Here is a 19,467-nt window from a genome sequence, read left to right on the forward strand (position 1 = left end):
GGAGTCCTTCGTGGCGGGCAGTGACGCTCTGACGCATCCTTGGCCTCGGCTTCATCGGGGTGGGGAGAGACAGGGCCTCCAGAGGCGAGATTCGCACCTCAAGTACGGCAACGCGGTCCCTCACGACTTCCTGCTGACCTACCGTGGCGGGTAGTCAGGTAGGTCTGCAACAGGGTCGCCAATGAAAATTCAGCGAGACTCCAAAGTGGACTATGCGGCAACGTGCACAGGGGGCTGCGCTGCATGCTCAGAGAGTGCGACACTCTGCACGGAGCTATGGTCCGCGTGCACGACGACTTAGAGAGGGCGCGCAGGTGGCAGCGAAGCTTGGGGCTACTGGTCGGCGACTGGAACTCGGCATCCAGATGAGGCAGCTACGCGAGAACTGTCCGCCAGTCGAGCCGGACAGAGTCAAGGGCATGACCCGGAGGGAAGCAGTCCGCGGCCTCAAGGATCTCTCCGAGGCAACGCTGTCCCGCATCGAGAACGGAGAGATAAACTTCCGGCGCAACGTGGGCAACCTGCGCACGCTCCTGAAGCGATACGGCGTCCACGATCCCGAACTCGTCGCACAGTTCGTCGAGTTGAATCGCGATTCGCCGGGAGAAGACTGGCTGACCCAGTACCGCAGCGTCATGCCGACGGGCATGCCTCACTTCGTCGGCCTCGAAGCGGAGGCCGTGGCCATCACCGCGTACCACCCGACACTGGTGTACGGCCTGCTACAGACGGAGCGCTACGCCAAGGCACTCTTGGAGTGCCATCGCCCGGTCGAGGACACCACAGCAGACTCTGTGAAGCGCAATCTTGAGCTTCGTATGCTGAGGAAGAACAGGGTCTTCCGCCCTGAGGGCCGCGATCCCGCCCGGGTCAGAGTCATCCTCGGCGAGACAGCGCTCCGCATCCCATACGGCGATGAGGACGTGATGCGGGAGCAGTACCAGGAGATCATCAAGCTGACTCAAGGGGACCATGTCTCAATCCAGCTCCTGCCCAACCGGCGTGGCTACCGGTCGAACAACGACTTCACCATCCTGAATCTCGGCGATCTGCCCGCCCGCGTACAGACCGATAATGCGTGGGGGGCTGTCTCCACATCAGATAAGCCCCGAGAAGTGGACCGGTTCACACGCCGGTTCGATGCGATGGTCGGCGTAGCCCTAGGGGTTGAAGAAACCATCGAGTTCCTGCAGGACCTCACAAAAGGATAAAGGGCCATCAAAAATGACACAGCGGCCTGCCGGCCGATCATCCCCGAGAGCGCATGGTTCAAGTCGTCGTACAGCGACGGCACTGGCAACAACTGCATCGAGGTCGCGAACGTAATCGAGACGCACTCCAGCATCGCCGTTCGCGACTCGAAGTACCCCAACGGGCCCGCCTTGCTGTTCACCCGCGAAGCGTTCACCAGCTTCGCCGGGAACGCGGGGCGAGGCACGTTCAACCCGTCCTGACCACCACCATGAGGAATGGCCCGGCTCCCCCAGCCCATATCCGGGGGAACCGGGCCACTCTCATACAGCCGTGCCCATGGGTTAGTGGAGCGTACCCCGCGTGATCGACAGCCGGAAGGCCGACGGGCGAGAGCGAAGGCACGCTCACCCCGCCTTGACCGTGCGACGCAGAGTGCCCGCCCCGGAGTCTTGGGGTCGGGCACTCGGTCACGAGGAAGCGGACATCGGGGGCGGATCCGGGGCGCCGGCCTTGTCCTCGTCCGGGAGGTCCGGACACAGCAGTGCCAGCCGATGGTTCGCCAGGTCCACGGCATCGCGCAGGCTGGCGCCGCTGTTGGGATACATCTCATGCTCGACGGCCGTAAGCCGGTCCTCGATCCCGGCGACGCGTTCCATGACCCCCGGGCTCCCGGGGACACCGAGCCGGTCCGGTGCACCGGCCCAGTCGTCCATGAACTGTTCGACCCTGCCAGCGAGGCGCAGCGCGCCCTGAAGAGCACGCCACAGCACGAAACCGACACCAGACAGGACGGTGATGGCACCGCCCCACACCAGGGCCACGTCCAGCGACTCGATTCCTGTTCCTTCCACACTCACCCCTCGTCGTCCGGGACATCGGTGCCCCGTGGGGTGTGACTGGATCTCTACCCGGCCCAGAACGTCATGGCCGTGGGCACGAGGGCCAGGGCGAACGGGCTGATGGAGTCAGGCATCCACGCCAGCAGTTGGGCGTCGTCCTGGACGGCCGCGAGGATGCCGAGGATCCCCGTGGAACTGAGGTAGGCCGCGGCGGTCGCAAAGCTGACCTTGCGCTCCACGGGGGCGTGCATGCTCATGGTCGGGCCCTATCTAGGTCGATGTCCAGCCGACGGTTCGCCTCCTGGAACTGTTCGTAGCGGTCCAGGAACTCGTCGCCCAGCACTTCTGCCTGGAACACGAACGTGGTGTCGCCGATCTCCGCCTCGTGTGGAGCCGTGTTGAGGGTGAACTGCTTCTTAGCCACGGGGGCCCTTCTCTTCCCACGCGAGACGCCCGGCCTAAGAACTCCTAACGGAATGATCTTCGAGGTGGTTGGATCGCTTCGGGAGTGACGATCCGGGAGTGTGGAGTGGCTCGGCCGAAGCCGTGGCATGTTGAGGACGGGCTGTGGGCGGTGATTGAACCGCTGTTGCCGAAGGTTGAGCGCCGCACTCGCTATCCCGGGCGCAAGCGGCATCCGGACCAGCTGGTGTTCCAGGGCATTCTGTTCGTGCTGCACACCGGGATTGCCTGGGAACACCTGCCGCAGGAGCTCGGTTTCGGCTCGGGCATGACGTGCTGGCGCCGCCTGGCCGAGTGGACTGAGGCCGGCGTCTGGCCGCGGCTCCACGAGGTCCTTCTGGCCGAACTCCGCAGGGCGAACCTGCTGGACTTCTCCCGGGCTGCGGTCGACGGCTCCCACATCCGGGCGTTAAAAGGGGCTCCAAGACGGGACGAAGCCCCGTTGACCGGGGCAGGACGGGCAGCAAACAACACCTGATCACCGACGCCACCGGCATCCCACTCGCCGTCACGCTGACCGGTGGGAACCGCAACGACGTTACCCAGCTCATCCCGCTCCTGGAAGCGGTGCCGCCCGTGCGGGGCAAACGCGGCCGTCCCCGGCGGCGCCCCGATGTCGTTCTCGCTGACCGCGGGTACGACCACGACAAGTATCGCCGCCTGGTCTGGGGGCTGGGAGTGAAACCGCTGGTCGCGCGACGCGGAAGCGAACACGGATCCGGACTGGGCACTCAGCGCTGGGTTGTCGAGCGTGCTTTCGCCCATCTGCACTGGTTCCGCCGTCTGCGTATCCGCTGGGAGATCCGCAACGACATCCACGAAGCCTTCCTCACCATGGGATGCGCGCTCATCTGCTGGCGACGCCTGTCAGAGCCGACCCGGTCCCTCGCCCTCTCGCAGTAGCCATTCCCGGACCGAAGCAGCTTGGTCAAGGAGCCGCCTGACCTGCATTCCCTCTTCGCGCGAGGTCACCTTAGGCAGCGGGGTGAAGTCGTCGGGGATCACGTCCAGCCAGCTCACCACCTGGTCTCCCGTACGCAGGGTGATCAGCAGTTCCCACCGCACGTGATCGGGAACGTCCGGGCAGTGGGACAGGGTGTGCCACAAGGCCGGCCACAGATAGTGGGTGCCGCCGGGCGCCGCATTCGCCCGCACCCACGCCGGATCCAACCGCTGGCTCAGGCCGAGGTCACCCGCCCGCTCCTCCAGCCGGAACAACGAGGCCGAATCGATGACCTTCACCTCGCGCGGCAGCGGTTGCTCAACGTCCATCGCCCCATGCTGCCCGACAGCACCTCACGCCGGGCAACCGACCCCAAAGAGTCATTCCGTTAGGAGTTCTAAGACCAGCAGTGTGAAGGGAGAGGATATCCGTCAATCAGGGCGAGATGCCATGAACGTTCACAAGGCCCGCAGTGGCCCCCTGCAACTGTCCAGGTCGGCTGTTCGGCATCAGTCGGGGCGTACCCGGTCCACTCCTTCAGTGCGGAGGAGGCCCGGCGGGAACGCGGATCACTTCCGCCTCTCCGCAGCCGGAAAGAGCTGAGGTCACCCGCCGCCCATATGTGTTCATTCTGTAGCAAATAGAAGGAATGCGTAATTTTCGGCGCAAGGATCCGGAAAATTGCTTGCCAGGCTCCCCTTCCTCGGTTATGGCAAATCAGCTGATGTGCCTCTTGTGTGGCCGGAAGGGTCATGAAATGATCACAGCGGTTCAAGCGGGGGAAATTGCGCATGTCGCGGGAAAATGGATCCTTCGGGCTATTTTGCATGCCGTGAAACTTCTTCCCCTGATTTTTCTTGGGCTGGTCGAAGATTCCACGGAAAGGAAATTCAATGCGAAGACCTTGTCATCCGGTGCGACGTCGCAAAGCGGGCATGAAGGCACAGCGGCTCCTGGCAGGTACCGCTCTCCTCGTGGCGAGTTCGGTATTGTCCACTCTGATTTCGACAGTCCCGGCATTCGCCGTCACCAGAGCGGTGGATGAGGAGGACACCGGCGCCTACCGCAACAGTATCGGCAATGAACCCCGGCTGTTGCGCTGCACGGCGGGCGTGGCGTTGCATATCGGCGGCGCATCCCTGAAGGCGAAGGCTATCGAGGGGCTGAAGGGCACTGGCGCCGAGCTGGCTGCCATCGTCGGTACTCCCGCACACTGGAACGAACTCGCCGAAGCGGCGGACGAAGACAAGGAGTCGGCGGACCAGTACCTCGACCAGTACGATGCCAGGCATAAAGGCTGGGAGGACTCGAATCGCGTCTATGCGATGTCCTCGTACGGGGAGGAAGTCGATCTGCATGCGCCGGAATTCGGTGCCGCAGTAAGGGACTTCACCGAGGGTGCCTACCACCGGGTGATCGACAGGCTCGGGCAAGACGGTCATGCGATTCCGTCGAGTAAGTCGCTTCAGAGGGCCGCTGAAATCGCGGAGGAGAACCGGGGCGAGAACTCGTGGAATGACCAGATCATCGACTGGATCCTCCGCGACGCAGGCCGACCCTACTACAACGCGGATACCGCGAGCGACATAGCCTCCTACCTGCGGCGCGGTGGGTTCCCCGCAACGGCTCCGGCCGAGGGGTCTGCCGAATTCCGTGTGGAGGTCGAGTACCTGAAGAACTCCTGGGGCGCATGCGACAGCCTCAACCCGGTCGACCCCGGCCGTGTCCTGAACCCCGTGCTGGCCACCGCCACTGCGGAGTGGGAAGCGGAGTACGCGGCACAGGCCACGCAACGCAACACGATCATCGAGGCTGAGGCTGAAGCCGCGGCCGAGATGCAGAGATCCACTGACGCCATGATCGCGGGGATCGGCCAGGCCTGGTTGGCCGAGCAGATCCTGCTCTGGCAGAAAGAATGGGCATCCGAGCCTGCTGATGACCCGTTGCGGCCGAAGCCAGAGGTTTTCGCCCAGGCCAATCGGGATCTGAAGATCGCGCGCCAGAATGCGCTCGCCAACACGACCAAGGCGAGCCGGGCAGTCCGCATGGCCGAATTCGCCGTGTCGAAGTCGGAGGCAGCGCAGAAGTCCGCGTACGAAATCGCGGAGGGCCTGGGTGCTCCACGTGGCCGTGGGCTGGTGTATGCGCAGCAGTCCGCGCAGGTGGTCAAGGCTTCGTACGCCGCCGCCCAGGCTGCGGCGAAAGCCGCTGAGACTGCCTCGAACGCGGCGGCGGCGACGGTCGCGGACAGCAAGGCGCTGTTCGCGCTGAGCCAGACGCAGTCCCACGCGGTCAACACGGAGTTCCGTAAGGCCGCCGCTCAGGAGGCCGCCGCTCAGGCGAAGGCCGCGGCGGCGGCGGCTGATGTCCAGGCCAAGGAAGCCGCGGCCAACGCCACCAAGGCGAAGACGGCGCAGACGACGGCTGAGAGCGCGGAGAAGACGGCCAAGGCCGCCGCAGCCACTGCCAAGGCGGAGCGGGCAAACGCCGAGAGGGAGATGTCCGCCGCCGTCAGCCAGCGCAAGACTGCGGACAGCGAGCGGGCCAAGGCCGGCGCGGCGAACGAGCGGGCTCAGGGCGAACGGGATACCGCCGGGCGGGCGCTGGACTCCGCCCGGGCGGCCGCCGACACAGCGAGTGAGAAGCGCACGGACGCGGAGACCGCCGAGCACCGCGCCTACCTGGCGCGGGACGAGGCGGAGGCTGCCGAGCGCCGAAAGGACGCGGCTGCTTCCCGCGCCAAGGCCCTCGAGTCTGCCGCCGCGGCTGCCGAAGGAACCGAGGCCGCGGCCGAGGCCCGGCAGGCGGCGACCGAGGCCCGTACCGCCGCCAATGACGCTGCCGGTGCCGCCACCCGGGCCCGTACCGCCGCCAATGAAGCCTCCACCGCCGCTGTCAACGCGCGTGCCGCGGCGACCCGGGCCGATGGTGCCGCTTCCCGCGCCCGCGCCTCCGCGGACCGGGCGTGGTCGGCCTACCAGACGACCTACGCGGCCGCGCAGACCGCTCACGCCGCGGCCGCCGAGGCCATCGACGCCGCCGACTCGGCCGCGTTGAACGCCAAGACAGCGGAAGCGGAAGCCAAGAAGGCGCAGGCGGCTTCTCTCAAGGCTCATCAGCAGGCGCTGGCCGCGAAGGACGAGGCCGCCAGGACGGCCGCGTGGTCGGCGAAGACCGCCGGGTTCGCGTTCGCCGCCGCCGAGTCGGCAGCCGCCGCGCGTGACTCCGCGGCTGAGGTGATCAAGCCCGCCAACACGGCCATCTCCATCGGCACCCCCTACCGGGAGACCGACAGCGCGGCCGCCTTCGCGGTCCTGGTCGGCCAGATCTCCAAACCCCTGGCCGAACAGCAGGCAGCAGCGGCCACGTCCAAGGCCACTGAAGCCGCCAAGGCCGCCGCCGACGCCAAGGCCCTCGCGGACAAGGCCGCCGGCGACGCCAAGATCGCCGCCCAGGCAGCAGCCGCCGCAGCAGCCGACACGGCCAAGGCACTGAAATCCGCCGCTGACGCACGCACATCCGCGACAGCGGCAGCCAAGTCCGCCACAGCGGCCAAGAAAGCCGACACCAACACCACCGCCTACAACACCCAGGCCGGCAGCGACGCCTTCTACGCCGACTCGGCAGCCCGCGACGCCGAACGTGAAGCCGCCGCCGCCAACGCGGCTGCTTCCGATGCCGAGAAGGATGCCGGCAGCGCCCGCTCGGCCGCGACAGCCGCGCAGAAGGACGCGACCACCGCGGATTCCACCGCGACCAGAGCAGAAAAGGACGCCACCGCGGCGGAGACGGCGGCAAGCAACGCCGACACCGCGGCCAAGGACGCCGACGCGGCCGCGACGCGCGCCGAGGCCGAGGCGCGCAAACGTGCTGCGGCCGAGTACGCCGCGTGGGCGGAGTCCAGCAAACAGGACACCACTGGGCCGGATCTGTCGACGGATGAGGAAGCGCTTCTGCGGGAATATTGCGGCCAGCAATGCGTGGAGGAGTTCCGCGCCGCCAAGAAGCTCGCCGCGATGCACGTCATCGACTGGATCAAGGAGAACGGCGACGACATCCTCCTTGAGGTCTTCGGTATCGACAACATCGTCAACTGTGTGTCAACCCGCGACCTCGAGAGCTGCCTGTGGGCCCTGTTCGACGTCGCCAGCGTGGCCCTCAGCGTCCTCAAGGCCCCCAAGGTCATCAAGGCCATCGACCGGACCGTCAGCGGCATCGACGCCTTCTTCGACGCCTCCAAGACCGCCAAGCGCACACTTGAGCGGTACCGCGAGCTGATCGAGAAGCTGAAGAAGGGACCGGAGGAGAACCCGAAGCCGCCTGTCTGCCCGACGGCCAAGAGTGCAGCGCTGCGGGCCTCTTCGTCCGCGACAATGGCCGCTGGCGGAGGTTGGGACGACTACTGCGACTATAAACTCCCTGCCGGAGCAAAAATCCCGTCGCTGGACCCACGCTCCATCAAGCTCCTGCGGGACACACACTTCCCCGGAGGAGTCTCAGTCGACCGAAGCAAGGGACTCTTCAAACCAAGCCTGACGGATGTCGACCTGCACAAGCTGCTCAGTACAGCTCTTGCTGACTCGGCGAATTTCGTGAAGAATCCTCGCGGTTACTATGAGAAGACCTTCAAGCACCCAGGAGTCGGATACACATCCGAGCTGAACAATTCGCTTCCCGCATCATTCGTCACGCTCGTGATAAACGGCGGAGGCGACGTCATAACAATGTATCCACACTGACCAGCGAGAGGGAAAATGGGACTCGGTATCTACGTGGAAGATCTATGGCGCGGCCGGATGAGTGCCTTCACAGACGATGAGGAGGCTTCCTTTATGCGTGTCTGTGAGTCGGCGCCCGAGGAAAGTCTGCGCTTCGGAGTGAACAAGTACGGGGAAACCCTGTTCAACAGCATCCAGTTGCGCCAGCTCGTGAAAGAGCTGGAATCACTTCCCGAGGACGACCGAACCCCTGTCGTCCAGCAGGTGGTAGACGGTGCAAGGCAAGCCATTCACCGGACTGGCTACCTGCACTTCATCGGCGACTGACCTGTCAACCAATTGACGTCGGCCTGTGTAGCCCCCACGGGCGGCACAGGCCGACGCCGCGTCCCCAGTTCCGTACTTGACACAGAGGTGCAGCCTGCGGAAGGCACGGCGCGCGGTCTAATGGATTCAGCGAGCCTTTTCAGCGGTGCTAGGGCGGCCTTGGCGACTGACGTCATACGGTTGGCGCTGATCCGGGATCTTCGGAAGATCCGCCAGGACTTCAGCAGTACCGTGCGCCGCCCGACGGGTGCCCGGGATGCGGCCAGTGCCCGGTTGACCGTCCGTCGTGTTCGCCGCGTGGCTGTTATGCCGGACCCCGAGGCTTGAGCGCACTCCGCCCCCCGTCTTGCGCGTGGCGGTCTTCGGCGTAGCCGCCGAGCAAGACATGGCCGGTGAACGACGACCACGGGTGGTTGTACGGCATGGGCTTCTGCCCGCCCCGCAGGTCAGGGCGGACACAGACGCTGAGCCGAACCGTGCGCTCAGCGGTGACGAGCAGGCTCATCTCCGCCTTCGACAGCTCGCCCTGGTCGTCGAGAATGAGTAACCAGCCCCCGGGCGCCGTGAACCTCTCCCACTCCAGGGGCCCAACGTCAGGGGCATGGGCGGCAATTCCAGCCGCCGCCGCCTCAAAGATTCCTTCCGTTACCGTGAACTGAGGGGTGATCTCCATTCATCCATCGTGCAGTCCGCCACCTAGTGTCTCGTGATCCTGATTGCGTTACTTCGAGTTGTTATTGACGAGTTTCTTCATGCTGGCCTGGACGAGTCGGACCTTGGCGAGGATCTCGTCCGCGGTGGCGGTCCAGGTGAAGGGTTTCGTGTTCTCGTTCCAGGAGTTGATGTAGTCGCGGATCTGTTTGACCAGGACGTTGACACTCGAGAACGTGCCGCGGCGGATGGACTGCCGGGTGGTGATCCCGAACCAGATCTCGATCTGGTTCAGCCACGAGGATCCGACAGGGGTGAAATGGAAGTGGACGTGCGGCTTCTTCGCCAGCTACGCCTTCACGTCCGGAGTGGTGTGCGTGGACAGGTTGTCCAGGACGACATGGATCTCCTTCCCCGTATGCGGCTCGACGGCTTTCTTCAGGAACGCCAGGAAGCTCGCGCCGTTCCGGTTCGGCTTGCACTCGTCCAGCACTTCACCGGTCGTGACGTTCAGCGCGGCAAACAGGTTCGTGGTGCCGTGCCGGACGTAGTCGTGGGTGCGCTGCCCGGTAACCGCGAAGGCCACCGGCAGCACCGGCTGGGTCCGGTCCAGGGCCTGCACCTGCGTCTTCTCGTCGACCGACAGCACCACGGCGCCACCGGGCGGGGCCAGGTACAAACCGACAACATCGGCGGCCTTCTCCGCGAATCCCGGGTCTTTCGAGATCCTGAAGGTGCCCGAACGGTGTGGTTTCAGATTCTCCTCACGCCAGACGCGGGCACCGTAATGCCAGGACACCGAAACGCCCTCACGTAGCCTCAAGTGATCGGCCAGCGTCCGCGTCGACCAGTGCGAGAGCCCGGAATCCGCCGGCGGGGACATCCTCGTCAAAGCGATCACCCGGGCCCTCACCCGAGGCGGCACCTGAGTTCGTGGCCCGCCCCGGCTTTTGTCCTCCAGCCCGGCCAAACCCCGCTCCGCATAGCGGGCCTTGCAGCGGTCCACCGTAAGCGGTGCCACACCGGCAAGCTCGGCGATGTCCTTTCGCCGCCGCCCCTCGGCCGACCACAACACGATCCGAGCGCGAAGCGCCACGAGCGTCGGCACATCTCGCGAACCGCCAACTCCCGCAGCTCAGGCATCTGTTCAAAGGAGCGATCCGTACCCGACTCAACGACCATGGACGCCTCAGGTTCCACAAACAGAATCACAAGACACTAGCTTCACCAGCGGTTTCTGTTTCCAATTCATATTGGAAACAGGAAACACCCGGAAGGTCAGCGTCCCTGCCTCAGCGCTCGGGCGAGGAAATTGCTCGCCCTCGTCCCCGGGTGCCGGGCGTACGCCGCGTACACCACCCGGCCGCCCACTTCGAACCTCAACGCCTTCGCCCTGCGCGGGCGGATGATGTGCGGCCGGGTGCCGTCGAGGACGTACCGCACTGCCGGGTGGTCGCAGACGATGACCCCATTGAGGCCGCCCGGCCCGTCCTGCACCTTCCAGGACACGTACCGGCCCATGGACCCGGGCGCCTCGCGCTCCGCGATCCGCGCCGTCCGCTCGGCCAGCCGCCGCGCGACCACTCTGTTGCGCAGCCGCAGCGTCCGCGCGATCCGGCCAGGATCGAGCCGTACCTCTACGCTCACGGCGACTCCTCTCCACCATCCGGGCACTTCCCGCAACCCGGCAACGCCACGGTGACGCGCTGCTCCAGGCCGACGCAACCGCCTTCCGGCCCGATGACCTTCTGGACGCCCATCACGAACCGTCGGCCGCGCCGCGACTGCTGAGTGCCTGGCAAGCAGCACAGCAGCGCGTAATAGACCGTGACCATGTCGACGTGGAGGACCTGCGAGGCCCGCGTCAGCTCGTCGCACGTCGGCGGGCAGCCGACTTCGGTGAAGGTCGGCGCGCACCGCAGCAGGGTGACAACCAGTTCCAGCGCGGTGACGGGCGGCGCCGTACAGGCCCGCACGCCCTGGACGACGCGGGACTCGCTGGGGAATTCCGCGTCGCTGCTGCCATAAATACGGGCCACGGACACCGACAGCTGGCCGCCACCTCCCTCTTCACCGCACGGGTCGTCGCAGGCGTTCCACGCCGGCAGGCCCGGTACGACGCACGCCCGCCACGGACACCCGGGCCGGAGTGCAGCTCGACCACAGACGGCCCCGCCGCCTCAGATGTGTCCTTCGCGACTGTCTTTCGCCGCCAGTTCCGCACCGGTCATGTCCCGCTCGGGAGGGACATGAGGTCTTCCCTCGGCACGGAGGCAAGGGTGCCGTGAACCGTCAAGGGGAGGAGATGTCAGCGGTGGATCTTCGCACATGGAGAGTCGCCATCCTTGTTGAACTCGATGCAGAGCCAGGTGCCGTCTGGGAACTTCCGACCTTTCAGGTTCCAGTTCACGTCGGAGAACCTCGTCATGCCCACGCTGACCGGGGTTGCGTCCTTCCAGCCCGTGATATTTGATCGCCCGCCCTTGTAGACCCTGTACAGGCGAGCCTCTACACCCGTGCCGTGCCCGTCCACCCAGCCTCCAGCCCGGTTCACCACCAATCCCTTGCCCTTGACGGTCAGCCCGACCTTGCCTTCCTCCACAGTTGCGTCCGCGTGCGCGGGAGTGGTGACACCAACCAGGGCGAGAAGCGCCGCTCCAGCGGCGCAGGCCATCTGCTTCATAGTTGGCCCAACGAGATCCATGTGGCGGAGGGTAACGGCGGCTGCCAGACAATCACCCAAGGGGTTGACGGCCGCCGTAATTTCTGCACGAGTCCGGTTCAGGCCACGTCAGAGGCACGATCGCCCTGCAACCCAGCGTCGGGCCGACTCTGCCGGCGCCGACGTGCGTCTTCTGAAGGCGAAGTGTTCCGGTCTTTCCGCAAAAGTGGTGCGCCTCGCAGCAGCAGCGCCACGAGACGGGTCGCCCTGGGGCCTCAGCGTCCCTCCGTACCTGTTGTCGCGCACCGCGGTTCGAAACAGACGGCCGAGCAATCGGCCAGGGCCTGTCCCACTACGTCAAGCAACCAATGAGGTCCGCCATTTGCCGCAGCCTTCCGGAACTTCGGCACCGGTCCGGGATGAGACGGCCGTCTTTGGAGGAGCGATGTCCAAAGTGATGGAAAGTCTCTGAGAGAGCTGGTGAGAGGGGTATTCCGCTCTTCACCGGAGCCAGGGTGTGGTGGTCGCGTCCAAACCGCGATCGCCGGGAGGTCTCTGCCGTGGCACCCACCCTCTTCACCCTCCTTTTGCTGCTGCCTTTTGTAACGGCAGCCACCCCGTACGCGCTCTTCGAAGCGCGCGACTACGTACGCCCCGGACGAGGCCGCCACCGCCGTGTCACACAAGGCCGTCACGCGGCTCGCGGAGGGCGGCGATGATGCTAAACCGTACTCTGGGAGCCCTCCCCGTCGTCTTGTGGTGCTGGACGAGCCGCACTCCCGACGCCCCGGCGCAGGCCCGCACCGCACTGCGCTGCGCCCTCGACGAGCTCGGCTATGACGGAATGCTGATCAGCGACGCGGTGCTGGCTGTCTCCGAGTTCGTCGCCAACGCTTCTGAGCATGCGGTGGGGCCGTACGAGCTGCGGCTGCGGCGCATCGCCGACGGAGTGATCTGTGAAGTCGAAGACCGTGATCCACGTATGCCGAGGATGCCTGTGTTCCCGGCTCAGGAACCGTTCTCACCGGCGGAAGAGCACCGAGGAGGCGGCCTGGAGGACCTGTGTGCGCTGCTCTCCGAACGAGGTCGCGGCCTGCACATCGTGCACGAACTGACCAAGGGCGCATGGGGATTCCGAATCCGCAGGGGCACGAAGACAGCCTGGTTGGCTCTGCCGGCTGCTCCACGTGATCCGTTGAGGTCCTCGTAGCGCTCGGACGCTTGCTCCTGTGCCAGCAGGGATGGCCCATCGGGGCTTGACGATCAGCCGATCAACAGGCCCCGCTCTTCTTCTCCGAGAAAGGCCAGACGGAGCATCTTCATGTAACAGGACGAAAATGGCGGTGAATTCACCCCTCCTGTCGCGGCTTGTTGACGCAACACCCCGTGCATCAAGCCCCACTCACTCACTCATGGTTGCTATACATGTCGAGAGAGTGACGAAAGGTGGGGACGGTGATGAAGCAGTGCGAGCCAATGCACTCCTGGCTGGGGCGAGTGCGCTGATCACGGGGCTGCTGGTGGGTTGTGCTGGCGGCCCGACAGATGCAAAGCCATCAACGGAGGAGAGAGCCCGGACGTCCGCTCCTCAACCACCTGAGGGCAAGCCTTCGGAGTCGCTCGTCGCCTACCGGGCAATGTGGGATGACCTCACCGTCGCTGCCGCGAGATCGGATGCGAAGCATCCGCGGCTGAAGGCTCATGCTTCAGGAGGAGCGTTGGAGCTGCTGCGCTACATGATGACGCAGGACCGCAGGAAGGGCGTCGTCACCAAGGGGCCGCTTCACCTCACGCCCGCCGTGGAGAGCAGCGAAGCGACGAAGTCGGTGATCCGAGATTGCGTCGACGCCACCGATTGGTTGCACTACACCGCTGCTGGCAAGCCTGAGAACGGCGTACCTGGAGGCCACCATCGCGTGGATGCCACCGTCGAGCAGCATGGCGGCGTCTGGAAAGTTGAGCGTCTGTACATCGACCAGGTGGGGACGTGCTGAGGACTGGTCCCGCTGTGCCGGTTGCAGTGGTCGCGGCGGGTATCACGGTACTGCTCGCGGCACATGACGTGGCCGCCGACGACGGATTGAGCACTGGCGTCGGCCTGACATGCGTACCTGGTTCGTGCGACGCGGAGGCGAAGAGCGTCACGAGGAGCCCGGGCAAGGCAGGGAAGAGCAGGCCGGTGCCGCCCGGAGGGCCTGTGAGGCCCAGTGGCGGCGGTGGCGGTGAAGGTCCGAAAGGGCCGCCGACCATTTCGTCGAGCGGTTGGGAGTTCGACTTGGGTGGCGGTTTGGGGATCTTGCCGCGCTTCGACGGCAAGGCGGCGAAGAAGCCGGAGTCGGGCGGTGGGCGGCGGGTTCCTGTGGAGGTGGTCGTCCAGCGAGCGGTGGAGCGGTTGGAGTTGCCGTCGCCGGTGATCCGTACGAGTCCGGATGAGGATTTGGCGCAGGTGGTCCATGTGCCGACGTGGATGTGGGTGGAGCGTGATTCGTGGGGGCCTATGTCCGTGTCCGCTGCGGTGGAAGCTGTGGAGGTGACGGCGACGGCCCGGCCACGAGAGGTGGTGTGGTCGATGGGTGAGGGCGGTGAGGTGGTGTGCGGAGGGCCGGGAACGCCGTACTCGGACGCGTACACCCCCAAGGCGTCGTCGCCGGACTGTGGTTACACCTACCGGCGGGCATCGCTGTCCGTTCCGGGCGGCGCGTACACGGTGGCGGTGCGGGTGATCTGGGATGTCGAATGGCACGGCGCTGGGCAGAGCGGTGTGGTGCCGGGGCTGACCATGACCGCTGAGCGGCGGCTGGTGGTGGATGAGGTGCAGGCCGTCGTGACGCACTGACGGTCTGGTGTAACGGCGCGGCCGGTATGGGTCGGCCTGGTCGGTGGACATCGGAATTTTCTTGATCGCGAGGTGAATTGTGGGTACCTCCATGTCTTCTTCCGCTCCTGCGAGGGGCGGTGGGCTTCGAGTGCCGGGCGCACGCGAGTCGGGCCCCGAGCAGCGGCCAGCGGTGACGGGCGCCCGGAGGCGCAGGCTGGGCTGGGTGTGGGCAGGGGTGGGAGCGGTAGTGGTCTCGGCGGTCGGCTTCACACTGGTCGCGCGGACGGTAGGAGAGCGGGATCAGGTTCTGGTGGCGGCTCGCGACGTGCCGGCCGGTCAGGTACTGAAGCCGATTGATGTGCGCGTCGTCGAGGTGGCCGCGGACGTGGGCGTGGTGCCCGTTTCGGAACGGGGTGAGGTGCTTGGGCGGCGGGCGCGGGTGCCATTGGTGGCTGGGGCATTGCTGGCACCCGGGCAGGTGGGCACCCGTGCCGCCTTCCCGCCGAAGGGCTTCTCGCAGGTCGCGTTCGCGGTGGAGCCGGGGGGTGCGCCGCCGGATCTGGCTCGTGGGGAACGTGTCGCGGTCCTTCCCGGCCCGGCTGGCGCCGGAGCGGTGAACGACCCGGAGGCGAAGGCGGTCTCGGCCGTGACGGGGACGGTGGCGGGGGTGCGGGAGGCGGAGTCTGCTGGCGGGCCGCGGGTGGTGACGTTGTTGGTCGAGACCGGGGCGGCACGTCGTGCGGCGCAGCTGGAGCATCCGCGTGTAGTGGTGCTGCCCGCGGAAGGGCGCGAGGCTCCGTGAGGCGACTGGTCGTGATGGGGTCGGTTTCGGGTGCGCCGGGGGTGACGACGATGGCGCTGGCTCTGGCTGCGCAATGGCCGTCTCGTGTTGATGGTGGGGTGCGGCCGGTGATGGTCGAGGCGGACGCCTCGGGCGGTGACCTGATGATCCGGTTCGGTCTGCCGACGGCGCCCTCGCTGCTGGACGTCGCGGCGGCGGCGGGGAAGCCGCAGCCGGGGTCGCTGCTGGGAGCGGCGTGCGAACTCCCCTTCGGGTTGCGTGCGGTGGTCTCGGTGCCGGGGCGTGGCTCGTGCCGGGAGGCCGTGCGTCTGCTGGCCGGTGAAGCGGGGCGTCGCGTGCTGCTGGGGGATGACCACGATCGGGGCACGGTGCTGCTGGATGTGGGGCGCCTGACCGAGGACGTGGCGCCCCTGCTGGATGCGGCAGACCAGATGGTGCTGGTGGCGCGGGGCGGGGCGGAGCCGTTGACGCATGTGTCCTCGTGTGGCCTGGACGTTGGCGAGTTTGCCAGCCGGCTGACGCTTGCCGTGGTGGGGCCGTGCCCTTATCCGGCGAAGGAGATCAGGGAGTCCCTCGGTATCGAGCGTGTGCACCGGGTGCCATGGGATGCCAGGAGCGTGGCCGCGATGAGCAACCGTAAGAACAGGGCACTTCGGGCTTCCGGGTTTCGGCCGCCGCCACTGATGACTGCCGCACGGACGCTTTCCCGTCAACTGGCAGGGCCGACGCAGAGCGGTACCGGGACGGGGGACGCGGTCGTTGATCGCGGGTTCGTAAGTGACGGGACACGGCTGGTGAGGCGGAGCCGAAGGGATCAGGTTCGGGTGCCGGGAGTTGAGGAGAGCGGGTCGTGAACGAGCGGGTCTTGGTGCCGGGTGTGCTGTCCGGCCCCGGTGAGCGAGAGCTGGCGCATCTGGTGCGTCAGCGTGTGGCGGCGCGACTGGCAGCGTACGCGGGAGAGCGTGAGGCGGCGGGTCTGCCGGCGGAGGACGAGTCCGCGCGGCGGGCTACCGTGGGACGCCTGCTGGCCGAGGAACTGGGTACTCAGCGGCGTTTGGCCTTGTCCCAGGGCAGGCCGGTGATGGACACCGGGGCTGAGGAGCGAGTCGCCCAGACGGTCAAGGACGCGCTGTTCGGTACCGGCGGTCTGGAGCGGCTGCTGGCGGACAGGGCGATCGAGAACGTCTGTGTCAATGGCTGTGATGTGGTGTGGGTCAAGGACGCGGCGGGTGGGTGGCGCCGGGAGAGCCCGGTGGCTGCCTCGGACGCGGAACTGGTGGAGCTGGTCCGTACGCTCGCGGCCCATGCAGGCGGTGAGGAGCGGCGCTTCGACCGGGGTATGCCGCGTCTGAACCTGCAGTTGCCGGACGGTTCAAGGCTGTTCGCGGTGATGGCGGTGACCGGGCGGGTGTCGCTGACGATCCGCCGCCACCGCTTCCCGGCTGCCTCGATGGGCGAGCTGGTGCGGCTGGGCGTGTGTGACGAGCGGCTCGCCGCGTTCCTGCGGGCACTGGTGCGGGCGCGCAAGAACATCGTCATCGGAGGCGGCACCAATGTCGGCAAGACCACGGTGCTGCGGGCCTTCGCGCACGAGATCCCGCCCGCCGAGCGGCTCGTGACGATCGAGGACACCTTCGAACTCGGTCTGGACGCTGATCCGGTGGCGCACCCGAATGTGGTGGCCATGCAGGCGCGGGAGCCGAACATCGAGGGTCAGGGCGGCATCGATCAGGCGGAGCTGGTGCGGTGGGGGCTGCGTATGTCGCCGGACCGGGTCATCGTGGGAGAGATCCGCGGGGCCGAGGTCATCCCGATGTGCAACGCCATGAGCCAGGGCAACGACGGCTCGCTGTCCACCATCCACGCTTCCACTTCGCGGGGGGTGTTCACCAAACTCGCCTCCTACTCCGCGCAGTCCCCGGAGAGGCTCACGCTGGAGGCGACGAACCTGATGGTGGCCTCGGCGGTCCATTTCGTGGTTCACCTGGGCCGGGACACGACAGGGCGCCGGGTCATCGGTTCGGTGCGCGAGGTCATCGATGCGGACGGGGCACAGATCGTCTCCAACGAGGTCTACCGGCCCGGCCCCGACGGGCGTGCTGTGCCCGCCACCCCACTGCGCAGCGAGACCCTTGATGACCTGGTCCTCGCGGGACTGGACGTTCAGGGCACCGGCTTCCAGTGGTGGGGTGCGGCCTGATGAGCGGTCTGTTCGGCCCGGGTTCGTGGACGGGCGTGGCGGTGGCGTGCGGGACGCTGTTCGGCCTGGGCCTGGTGGCCATCGGCTACGGTGCTGTGCGGCGGGCGGCGCGCGAGGAGCGGCCTGGGCCTGGAGTGTGGCGTGTGCTGGTGGCACGGCTGCCTGGGGACTGGACCCCGCGCCGCGTGGTGATCGTGACGGTGGCCGGGGCGGTCGCCGGGGCGCTGACAACGTGGCCGGTGGCGGCGGTACTGACCACGGTTGCCATGCTCACCCTTCCCGGCCTGCTCGGCCCTGACCGGCAGGCGGCACGGCGTACAGAACGGATGGAGGCGCTGGCTACGTGGACAGAGATGCTGCGCGACACTCTGTCCGCGGCGGCCGGTCTGGAGCAGGCGGTGCTGGCCACCTCGGACATCGCCCCGGCCGCGCTGGAGGCTGAGATGCGCCGTCTGGCCGTCGCCGTACGGTCGGGGCGCCCGTTGCCGGCCGCGCTGCGGGAGTTCGCCGAGGAGGCCGATGACCCGCTGGCCGATGTGGTGGTGGCCGCGCTGGTGATGGCGGCCGAACAGCAGGCCAGCAAACTCGGACCGCTTCTTGGTGAGTTGGCGGAGTCGGTGCGTGAGCAGGTGGCCATGCGGCAGCGCATCGACGCCGGACGGGCGAGCGTGCGTACCGGGGTGCGTGTCACGGTGATCGTCACCCTGGGCATGGCCGTGGGGCTCGTCGTCTTCAACCGCCCTTATCTGGACCCGTTCAACACAGTCACGGGGCAGGCGGTTCTCGCGGTGGTGGGTGCCCTGTTCGCTGCGAGTTTCACCTATCTCACGGCGATCGGCCGCATCGAGGAACCAGTCCGGCTCATCGGCCCGCCCGCTCTCCGCGCCACGGCTGGCAGCGACCCAGGAGGCACACGGTGATCGTCATGCTTCTTGGCGCGCTGTTCGGCGCCGGGGCGACGGCTCTCGTCTACGGGCTGCGGCCACCCCGGCCCGCCCTCGCGGACGTCCTCACCACCCTCAACACTCCCACACCGGCCGCTGAATCGCGTACGTACGAGGCGGGAGAGGCGGAGTGGGCCACCCGGCTGGGCCGACGCGCCGTACCGCTGGTGCGGGCGCTCGGCTTCCCCACCCCCTCGCTGCGCGCGGACCTGGCCGTGTGCGAGACCAACGAGGAACGCCATCTGGCGGGCAAGGCGGTCTGCGCCACGGCCGGACTCGTCGCCCCCTGGGCCGCCGCTCTGCTGCTGCACCTGGGCGCGGGTGTCGCGGCAGGCTGGTGGATCCCGATGGCTGGCGCACTCGCCCTGGCCGTGATCCTGTTCTTCGCCCCCGACCTGTCGGTACGCCAGCAGGCGGCGCGGCGGCGCCGCGAGATGCGCCACTCCCTCAGCCTCGTCCTGGACCTCACGGTGATCGCGCTCGCGGGCGGCGCCGGCGTCCACCAGGCCCTTGCCCAGGCTGTTGCCGCCCCTGAGGGGTGGGCCGCGGCGAGACTGCGGCACGCCCTGCACGTCGCGCAGCTCACTCGCACCAGCCCCTGGCCCCACCTCGGCGACCTCGGACGGGAGCTGTCGGTCGGGGATCTGACCGAGCTCGCCTCGACGCTGAACCTCGCAGGCAGCGAAGGCGCCAAGATCCACGGCTCGCTCGCGGCGAAAGCGCGGGCGATGCGACGGCGCCGCATCTCAGAGGCCGACAGTGCGGCACAGTCCGCGACCGAACGGATGTCGCTGCCCGTGGTCGGGCTGTTCGCCGCGTTCCTGCTGCTGATCGGCTACCCCGCCCTCGCCCACGTCATGTCGATGAGCTGACCCCTCACTCCACCGTACGAGCCCCACGGAAAGAG

At 67.0% G+C, this 19,467-nt stretch carries 22 protein-coding genes and 2 pseudogenes; 14 read left to right on the forward strand and 10 right to left on the reverse strand.

The annotated features are described in order from the left end of the window. Positions 1 to 314: 314 nt before the first annotated feature. Together M1203_RS08955 and M1203_RS08960 are read left to right on the forward strand one after the other, a co-directional pair. Positions 315 to 1,211: a helix-turn-helix transcriptional regulator gene (locus M1203_RS08955; RefSeq protein ID WP_249949000.1), complete on the forward strand. Its 897-nt coding sequence runs from the start codon at positions 315 to 317 to the stop codon at positions 1,209 to 1,211. A gap of 39 nt (positions 1,212 to 1,250) precedes the next feature. Next, positions 1,251 to 1,454: a DUF397 domain-containing protein gene (locus tag M1203_RS08960; protein WP_308404856.1), complete on the forward strand. Its 204-nt coding sequence runs from the start codon at positions 1,251 to 1,253 to the stop codon at positions 1,452 to 1,454. A gap of 207 nt (positions 1,455 to 1,661) precedes the next feature. Here M1203_RS08960 and M1203_RS08965 read toward each other — a convergent pair whose 3' ends face one another. The 3 genes from M1203_RS08965 to M1203_RS08975 are packed head-to-tail and all read right to left on the reverse strand — an operon-like array spanning position 1,662 to position 2,457. Further along, positions 1,662 to 2,045, reverse strand: coding sequence for a hypothetical protein (locus tag M1203_RS08965; protein WP_249949001.1), 384 nt, complete (start codon positions 2,043 to 2,045; stop codon positions 1,662 to 1,664). Positions 2,046 to 2,098: 53 nt separating this feature from the next. Continuing rightward, complete coding sequence (locus tag M1203_RS08970; RefSeq protein ID WP_249949002.1) at positions 2,099 to 2,290, reverse strand: holin; 192 nt, start codon at positions 2,288 to 2,290, stop codon at positions 2,099 to 2,101. Continuing rightward, the gene (locus M1203_RS08975) at positions 2,287 to 2,457 is read right to left on the reverse strand and encodes a hypothetical protein (RefSeq protein WP_249949003.1); all 171 of its coding nucleotides are present in this window, start codon (positions 2,455 to 2,457) and stop codon (positions 2,287 to 2,289) included. The genes M1203_RS08970 and M1203_RS08975 overlap by 4 nt, the downstream gene beginning before the upstream one ends. A 105-nt stretch (positions 2,458 to 2,562) precedes the next feature. Here M1203_RS08975 and M1203_RS08980 point away from each other — a divergent pair. Then, positions 2,563 to 3,398 (forward strand): IS5 family transposase gene (locus tag M1203_RS08980; RefSeq protein WP_374402490.1). Its coding sequence is split into 2 segments (ribosomal slippage): positions 2,563 to 2,908 and positions 2,908 to 3,398, totalling 837 coding nucleotides; the frame shifts between segments, so codons are not numbered across the junction. Here the strand turns inward: M1203_RS08980 and M1203_RS08985 are convergent. Further along, positions 3,363 to 3,767, reverse strand: coding sequence for a hypothetical protein (locus tag M1203_RS08985; RefSeq protein WP_249949005.1), 405 nt, complete (start codon positions 3,765 to 3,767; stop codon positions 3,363 to 3,365). The two genes, M1203_RS08980 and M1203_RS08985, sit on opposite strands and share 36 nt — an antisense overlap. Before the next feature lie 428 nt (positions 3,768 to 4,195). Here M1203_RS08985 and M1203_RS08990 point away from each other — a divergent pair, with 428 nt between their 5' ends. The 3 genes from M1203_RS08990 to M1203_RS09000 are packed head-to-tail and all read left to right on the forward strand — an operon-like array spanning position 4,196 to position 8,483. Next, positions 4,196 to 4,483 (forward strand): hypothetical protein, encoded by a 288-nt coding sequence (locus M1203_RS08990; protein WP_249949006.1) that lies wholly within the window; start codon positions 4,196 to 4,198, stop codon positions 4,481 to 4,483. Continuing rightward, the gene (locus tag M1203_RS08995; RefSeq protein ID WP_249949007.1) at positions 4,476 to 8,177 is read left to right on the forward strand and encodes a hypothetical protein; all 3,702 of its coding nucleotides are present in this window, start codon (positions 4,476 to 4,478) and stop codon (positions 8,175 to 8,177) included. The genes M1203_RS08990 and M1203_RS08995 overlap by 8 nt, the downstream gene beginning before the upstream one ends. 15 nt (positions 8,178 to 8,192) lie before the next feature. Then, on the forward strand, positions 8,193 to 8,483 hold the full coding sequence (locus M1203_RS09000; RefSeq protein ID WP_249949008.1) for a hypothetical protein: 291 nt from the start codon (positions 8,193 to 8,195) through the stop codon (positions 8,481 to 8,483). 146 nt (positions 8,484 to 8,629) lie between these two features. Here M1203_RS09000 and M1203_RS09005 read toward each other — a convergent pair. The 6 genes and pseudogenes from M1203_RS09005 to M1203_RS09030 all read right to left on the reverse strand — a co-directional run. Next, a pseudogene (locus tag M1203_RS09005) lies at positions 8,630 to 8,773 on the reverse strand (IS5/IS1182 family transposase); the annotation flags it as partial. A gap of 14 nt (positions 8,774 to 8,787) precedes the next feature. Beyond that, positions 8,788 to 9,156 carry a hypothetical protein gene (locus tag M1203_RS09010; RefSeq protein ID WP_249949091.1) on the reverse strand — a complete coding sequence of 123 codons (369 nt, stop codon included), beginning with the start codon at positions 9,154 to 9,156 and terminating at the stop codon, positions 8,788 to 8,790. A gap of 48 nt (positions 9,157 to 9,204) precedes the next feature. Further along, a pseudogene (locus M1203_RS09015) lies at positions 9,205 to 10,266 on the reverse strand (IS630 family transposase); the annotation flags it as partial. A gap of 146 nt (positions 10,267 to 10,412) precedes the next feature. Further along, entirely contained in the window at positions 10,413 to 10,781 is a 369-nt protein-coding gene (locus tag M1203_RS09020) for a hypothetical protein (protein WP_249949009.1), read from the reverse strand. Continuing rightward, entirely contained in the window at positions 10,778 to 11,173 is a 396-nt protein-coding gene (locus tag M1203_RS09025) for a hypothetical protein (protein WP_249949010.1), read from the reverse strand. Before M1203_RS09025 ends, M1203_RS09020 begins: the two co-directional genes overlap by 4 nt. A gap of 269 nt (positions 11,174 to 11,442) precedes the next feature. Further along, positions 11,443 to 11,838, reverse strand: coding sequence for a hypothetical protein (locus M1203_RS09030; protein WP_249949011.1), 396 nt, complete (start codon positions 11,836 to 11,838; stop codon positions 11,443 to 11,445). Between the two features lie 676 nt (positions 11,839 to 12,514). Between M1203_RS09030 and M1203_RS09035 the strand changes: the two genes are divergently transcribed. From M1203_RS09035 to M1203_RS09070, 8 genes are all read left to right on the forward strand, one after another. Continuing rightward, positions 12,515 to 13,006 (forward strand): ATP-binding protein, encoded by a 492-nt coding sequence (locus M1203_RS09035; protein WP_283958421.1) that lies wholly within the window; start codon positions 12,515 to 12,517, stop codon positions 13,004 to 13,006. 508 nt (positions 13,007 to 13,514) lie between these two features. Then, positions 13,515 to 13,790, forward strand: coding sequence for a hypothetical protein (locus tag M1203_RS09040; RefSeq protein ID WP_249949012.1), 276 nt, complete (start codon positions 13,515 to 13,517; stop codon positions 13,788 to 13,790). 14 nt (positions 13,791 to 13,804) lie between these two features. Then, the gene (locus M1203_RS09045) at positions 13,805 to 14,632 is read left to right on the forward strand and encodes a hypothetical protein (protein WP_308404854.1); all 828 of its coding nucleotides are present in this window, start codon (positions 13,805 to 13,807) and stop codon (positions 14,630 to 14,632) included. Positions 14,633 to 14,861: 229 nt separating this feature from the next. Continuing rightward, the gene (locus M1203_RS09050; RefSeq protein ID WP_249949013.1) at positions 14,862 to 15,416 is read left to right on the forward strand and encodes an SAF domain-containing protein; all 555 of its coding nucleotides are present in this window, start codon (positions 14,862 to 14,864) and stop codon (positions 15,414 to 15,416) included. A 50-nt stretch (positions 15,417 to 15,466) separates the two neighbouring features. Beyond that, the gene (locus tag M1203_RS09055) at positions 15,467 to 16,270 is read left to right on the forward strand and encodes a hypothetical protein (RefSeq protein ID WP_249949014.1); all 804 of its coding nucleotides are present in this window, start codon (positions 15,467 to 15,469) and stop codon (positions 16,268 to 16,270) included. Continuing rightward, positions 16,267 to 17,616 (forward strand): ATPase, T2SS/T4P/T4SS family, encoded by a 1,350-nt coding sequence (locus M1203_RS09060; protein WP_249949015.1) that lies wholly within the window; start codon positions 16,267 to 16,269, stop codon positions 17,614 to 17,616. The genes M1203_RS09055 and M1203_RS09060 overlap by 4 nt, the downstream gene beginning before the upstream one ends. Further along, a complete protein-coding gene (locus tag M1203_RS09065; RefSeq protein WP_249949016.1) occupies positions 17,616 to 18,536 on the forward strand; it encodes a type II secretion system F family protein in 921 nt (306 codons plus the stop codon). The genes M1203_RS09060 and M1203_RS09065 overlap by 1 nt, the downstream gene beginning before the upstream one ends. Then, positions 18,533 to 19,432, forward strand: coding sequence for a type II secretion system F family protein (locus M1203_RS09070; RefSeq protein ID WP_249949017.1), 900 nt, complete (start codon positions 18,533 to 18,535; stop codon positions 19,430 to 19,432). Before M1203_RS09065 ends, M1203_RS09070 begins: the two co-directional genes overlap by 4 nt. Positions 19,433 to 19,467 lie beyond the last annotated feature (35 nt).

Origin of the sequence: Streptomyces sp. 35G-GA-8 (genome assembly GCF_023534745.1) — a bacterium.
In the GTDB taxonomy this organism is placed as follows: domain Bacteria; phylum Actinomycetota; class Actinomycetes; order Streptomycetales; family Streptomycetaceae; genus Streptomyces.

Bases quoted from the DNA above. Each gene is read 5' to 3' on its own strand.
- M1203_RS08970 (WP_249949002.1), bottom strand. From the start codon at position 2,290: ATGAGCATGCACGCCCCCGTGGAGCGCAAGGTCAGCTTTGCGACCGCC.
- M1203_RS08985 (WP_249949005.1), bottom strand. From the start codon at position 3,767: ATGGACGTTGAGCAACCGCTGCCGCGCGAGGTGAAGGTCATCGATTCG.
- M1203_RS08990 (WP_249949006.1), top strand. From the start codon at position 4,196: ATGATCACAGCGGTTCAAGCGGGGGAAATTGCGCATGTCGCGGGAAAA.
- M1203_RS09000 (WP_249949008.1), top strand. From the start codon at position 8,193: ATGGGACTCGGTATCTACGTGGAAGATCTATGGCGCGGCCGGATGAGT.
- M1203_RS09010 (WP_249949091.1), bottom strand. From the start codon at position 9,156: ATGGAGATCACCCCTCAGTTCACGGTAACGGAAGGAATCTTTGAGGCG.
- M1203_RS09030 (WP_249949011.1), bottom strand. From the start codon at position 11,838: ATGGATCTCGTTGGGCCAACTATGAAGCAGATGGCCTGCGCCGCTGGA.
- M1203_RS09035 (WP_283958421.1), top strand. From the start codon at position 12,515: ATGCTAAACCGTACTCTGGGAGCCCTCCCCGTCGTCTTGTGGTGCTGG.
- M1203_RS09055 (WP_249949014.1), top strand. From the start codon at position 15,467: ATGGCGCTGGCTCTGGCTGCGCAATGGCCGTCTCGTGTTGATGGTGGG.
- M1203_RS09065 (WP_249949016.1), top strand. From the start codon at position 17,616: ATGAGCGGTCTGTTCGGCCCGGGTTCGTGGACGGGCGTGGCGGTGGCG.